Origin of the sequence: Microcystis sp. LE19-10.1B (assembly GCF_027530565.1) — a bacterium.
Lineage (GTDB): Bacteria > Cyanobacteriota > Cyanobacteriia > Cyanobacteriales > Microcystaceae > Microcystis > Microcystis aeruginosa.
The window spans coordinates 1-4,190 of record NZ_JAPZQM010000566.1; the positions used below are offsets into that span (position 1 = coordinate 1).

Annotated in this window: 5 protein-coding genes; 2 read left to right on the plus strand and 3 right to left on the minus strand. The window is 40.0% G+C overall.

Features of this window, described 5'->3' with window-relative positions:
* Positions 1 to 222: 222 nt before the first annotated feature.
* Together O9332_RS20560 and O9332_RS20565 are read left to right on the plus strand one after the other, a co-directional pair.
* Positions 223 to 1,083 (plus strand): Rpn family recombination-promoting nuclease/putative transposase, encoded by an 861-nt coding sequence (locus O9332_RS20560; RefSeq protein WP_288027177.1) that lies wholly within the window; start codon positions 223 to 225, stop codon positions 1,081 to 1,083.
* 324 nt (positions 1,084 to 1,407) lie between these two features.
* Positions 1,408 to 1,608 (plus strand): hypothetical protein, encoded by a 201-nt coding sequence (locus tag O9332_RS20565; protein ID WP_039899996.1) that lies wholly within the window; start codon positions 1,408 to 1,410, stop codon positions 1,606 to 1,608.
* A 17-nt stretch (positions 1,609 to 1,625) separates the two neighbouring features.
* Here O9332_RS20565 and O9332_RS20570 read toward each other — a convergent pair whose 3' ends face one another.
* The 3 genes from O9332_RS20570 to O9332_RS20580 all read right to left on the minus strand — a co-directional run bounded on the left by O9332_RS20570 (position 1,626) and on the right by O9332_RS20580 (position 3,929).
* On the minus strand, positions 1,626 to 2,084 hold the full coding sequence (locus O9332_RS20570; RefSeq protein WP_002758047.1) for a cupin domain-containing protein: 459 nt from the start codon (positions 2,082 to 2,084) through the stop codon (positions 1,626 to 1,628).
* A 48-nt stretch (positions 2,085 to 2,132) separates the two neighbouring features.
* Positions 2,133 to 2,975 carry a dihydropteroate synthase gene (gene folP, locus O9332_RS20575; RefSeq protein ID WP_002758049.1) on the minus strand — a complete coding sequence of 281 codons (843 nt, stop codon included), beginning with the start codon at positions 2,973 to 2,975 and terminating at the stop codon, positions 2,133 to 2,135.
* Between the two features lie 156 nt (positions 2,976 to 3,131).
* Complete coding sequence (locus tag O9332_RS20580) at positions 3,132 to 3,929, minus strand: hypothetical protein (RefSeq protein ID WP_288027180.1); 798 nt, start codon at positions 3,927 to 3,929, stop codon at positions 3,132 to 3,134.
* Between the last annotated feature and the right edge of the window lie 261 nt (positions 3,930 to 4,190).

The following is a 4,190-nucleotide window of genomic DNA, read 5'->3' on the forward strand; positions in this document are numbered from 1 at the left end:
AACTTGCAAAAATTGAAAACAATTCCTCTACTGCAAGACCTCGGTTTAACCCCGCAACAAATCTCGGAACGCTTAGACTTGACTCTGGAAACAGTGCTTAACTATTTGGCACAACAGCAACAATAATCAATCCTGTTTAAAAAGTCTAGAAAAGCAGCAATTGCTAAGTAGTGGGCAAATGGATAGTAGCGAATCAGTGACCTTTAAGCTATCAGCGATGACATGAAAACTGACAGCATATTTTATCGAATGTTTCTCGATTTTCCCGATTCGTTCTTTGAATTAATTGAGCGACCCGATGCTATCGTGAGCAATTATCGATTTACTTCCCAAGAAGTTAAACAACTAGCTTTTCGATTGGATGGTTTATTTTTGCCGCTCGATAATCTAGAAAATTCGCCCTTTTATCTGGTAGAAGTGCAGTTTCAAAAGGATGAAGACCTATATTATCGATTATTTTCGGAACTTTTCTTATATCTTAGACAGTATAAACCTTTGTCACCGTGGCAGATAGTTGTTATTTATCCTAGCCGAGAAATTGAGCGAGAACATCCCCAGCAATTTGCAGACTTGTTATCCTTGTCAAGGATTAAAAGAATCTATCTGGATGAATTGGCAAATGACGAGACTCCTTCCTTAGCGATCGCCATGATCAAATTGGTCACGGAAAGTGAGAGTCAAGCTGTTAATTCTGCTAAGATTTTAATTAAACAGGCTCAAAGAGAACTGAGCGATCGCTTAGTGCAGAAAAATGTCATTGATTTAATCGAAACGATAATCATTTATAAATTACCCCAAAAAAGTCGAGAGGAAATTGAAGCTATGTTGGAACTACAAGACCTAAAACAAACTCGTTTCTATCAAGAAGCTTTTGGAGATGGAATTGAACAGGGAATTGAACAGGGAATTGAACAGGGAATTGAACAGGGAATTGAACAGGGAATTGAACAGGGAATAAACTTGCAAAAATTGAAAACAATTCCTCTACTGCAAGACCTCGGTTTAACCCCACAACAAATCTCAGAACGCTTAGAATTAACTCTGGACACAGTGCTTAACTATTTGGCACAACAGCAACAATAATCAATCCTGTTTAAAAAGTCTAGAAAAGCAGCAATTGCTAAGTAGTGGGCAAATGGATAGTAGCGAATCAGTGACCTTTAAGCTATCAGGGATAACTCGATGAATAACGACTTATTGACTTTTCTCTTTTGTGTTGCCCTTCTTATTCTCTATCTATTTTTTTCAGCTTTAACCGAGATGGGAACAAAATGGCCTTGGACAAAAAAATAAGAGAAATACTTATAGATGTAAATAAACATAAAATCGGGTCAGGGACTCGGTCATTGGAAAAATTCTAGAGATTTGCTATCTAAACAATTAACTCTATTGCTCTACTGATAAAATATGAAACTAATTGCTGATATTTCTCCCAGTTTGGATTTATTCTTGTTGCTTTTTTTCTGGCATTGTCTCATCGGTGGCATTGCTACAGTCATCGCTATCAATAAAGGCTATCCAAGATTAAATTGGCTAATCTTCGGACTTCTGGGAGGAACCTTTACCTTTTTTATCGCTCTTTTCCTGAAAAAAAAGCCCAAAATTTAAGGGATGATATTGCTTGATTATCCTTTAATAGTTCCCATCAACACCTCTAAATCTTCTGCGTCTAACTCCTCTGGGATACCATTGCGAATTAATTCCGAAAAATCCTCATTGGGAACCATAAAACATAGTGCATAAAGTCTTCCGTCCCCCACATTTCTAATCTCGTGAATACCCGTGGGACGGACTAATAAACTATCCCCCGGCCCCAGGGGAATCGGTTTACCATCACAGATAGCCATTCCCTCCCCTTTGAGGATAAAAAACATTTCTACGGCAAAATGATGACGATGGGTAGGGGTGCGACCGTGGGGATCGAAAATTTCCACACAGACGGTCAAGGAATCCCCCGCTACGGTAGAATCGAAGACGATCGCTAAACGATTCGTATCCCCAGCGCTAATGCGAAAAACTTGATAATCCCGGGGAGATCGAATCACGGGTAACATACAATGATCGCTGGTTAGTTGGCTATTCATCGCTAATTTCGATCGAACTGTGGATGATTCTAAGACTAGCAAAAATTTTCAACTTCGCTCGATTGCGTCCACCACTTTCCTCACATCTACGATCGCATCCACATCATGGACGCGCAGGATATCGGCCCCCTTAGCGATCGCTAAAGCACAGGCCGCCGCCGTTCCGAAAACTCGTTCTTTTGGGTCATCTTTGCCTGTAATCTCGCCGATAAAGCGTTTTCTCGACAATCCAATTAAAATAGGTAAACCTAAATCCCGAAATTGCCCTAATTCTCGCAATAACTCAAGATTTTGTCGTCCAGTTTTGGCGAAACCAATCCCTGGATCGATGATAATATTTTCCCTAGCAATACCCCACTGTAAAGCTTCCTTAACGCGATTCTGTAAAAATTCTTTAATTTCCTTGACTAAATCGTCATAATGTGTTAGAGATTGCATGGTTTGCGGATTGCCCCGCAGGTGCATGAGGATGATGGGAACGGCCAATTTAGCCACCGTCGGCAATAATAGGCGATCGAAGGTTCCCCCAGAAATATCATTGATCAAATCGGCCCCAGCGGCGATACCTTGGGCTGCTACAATCGCCCTAGTGGTATCTAGAGAGATAGGAATAGAACTTTGTTGTCGAATAGCGGTGATTACGGGGATAACTCGCAATAATTCTGCTTCTAGGCTAATTTCTTGCGCTCCCGGACGGCTGGATTGACCACCGATATCGATTATATCAGCCCCAGCCTCGATCATTTTCATCGCTTGTAGCAGGGCATTTTCAACATTGTCAAATTCTCCCCCATCACTAAAACTATCGGGAGTAACGTTTAAAACACCCATGATATAGGTGCGTTTTCCCCAAGCAAAAATATGTTCACGAATTGCCGTTAAACTAGACATAATACTAAATCCGTTGAGTATAGGCTACATATCAGGAGAGGCACTCATGCACTCATGCACTCATGCAAAAGGGAGAATAAATAAAAATAATCTCCTGACTCCTGAATACTGGCTCCTGACTCCTAACTCCTGAATACTGAATACTGATGGTCATAGTTAATTTTTAGGTAGGGAAGAATCTTTTAATTCAAAATAAGCTTGTACTTCTTCTTTCCAGAGTTGATATTTTTCTTGAATTAGTTGATATTGACTGGCAAAATCGAGGTTACAATCAACGAGATTGCTATCGATCTCGGATTGCACTAATTCCCGTTCGATCAGGGTTTCTCGGATAAATTTTAAACATTCTTGTCTCAAAGCTTCCGCTTGATCAATAATTAGCTGGACTTGATTAATTGCTCGATCGTACAATGGGGTTTGTGAATGAAAAATTTCGGAAGATGCGGCCAGATTTCGCAGTCTATTTAATTGATTTTTCTTTTCTACTAAACTGGCAATTTTGGGGTTAATTTCAAAAAGTAAGGTTTTCACCAGAGGAGCCAAGCGGCGAGTATTAGTATAATCGTAGTTATTAAGGTCTGATTTAATCAGGTGTACCTGTTGTAAATCGACGGTAATATCGTGGAGTTGTATCTCGGTTTCGGTGATGGTGGGATGAATCGTTTTAACTTTCCAAGTAGTAATAGAAGTCAACTGCTGGCGCTCACTATTAACCATTTGCCGCTCCATTTTCAGCACATCGAGGGGAATGCTATAAAGTTTTTTATCGGGAATATAGATGACATCGCTACTGAGAATGCGATCGATTTTAGGACGACGATATAAATAATGATACAGGAATCGATAAAAGCTGTTACTGCCTTGAAATATCTGGACAAATAACCAAATTTTCCAGCTGAATAACCCGCTGACAAAGCGTCCGAATAGATGGGAATTCGAGGAGGGGTTATTCATGAAATTCCGTTATCAGTTATCAGTGAGGGATTGGGGGTTTGGTTCTTTTCAGTGAGCGGTAAATAGTAAACAGTAATCAGGGATAAAGATGAAGATAACTAACTAACTAATTAACTTAAAACGGCTCTTCGGTTTGTGTTATGCAATGGATGGGGGTTATAAGGAATGAAACCCTTATAGAGACAGACATTACCGCGATTTTTGTCAATTGTTTGCGATCTAGAGCGAACTAATCAATTAAATCTCTTGCCAGATAAGGAT

What these genes read in the sequence shown, in the direction of transcription:
- O9332_RS20560 (WP_288027177.1), top strand. Translation starts at nt 223, where the DNA reads ATGAAAACTGACAGCATATTTTATCGAATGTTTCTCGATTTTCCCGAT.
- O9332_RS20565 (WP_039899996.1), top strand. Translation starts at nt 1,408, where the DNA reads ATGAAACTAATTGCTGATATTTCTCCCAGTTTGGATTTATTCTTGTTG.
- O9332_RS20570 (WP_002758047.1), bottom strand. Translation starts at nt 2,084, where the DNA reads ATGAATAGCCAACTAACCAGCGATCATTGTATGTTACCCGTGATTCGA.
- folP (WP_002758049.1), bottom strand. Translation starts at nt 2,975, where the DNA reads ATGTCTAGTTTAACGGCAATTCGTGAACATATTTTTGCTTGGGGAAAA.
- O9332_RS20580 (WP_288027180.1), bottom strand. Translation starts at nt 3,929, where the DNA reads ATGAATAACCCCTCCTCGAATTCCCATCTATTCGGACGCTTTGTCAGC.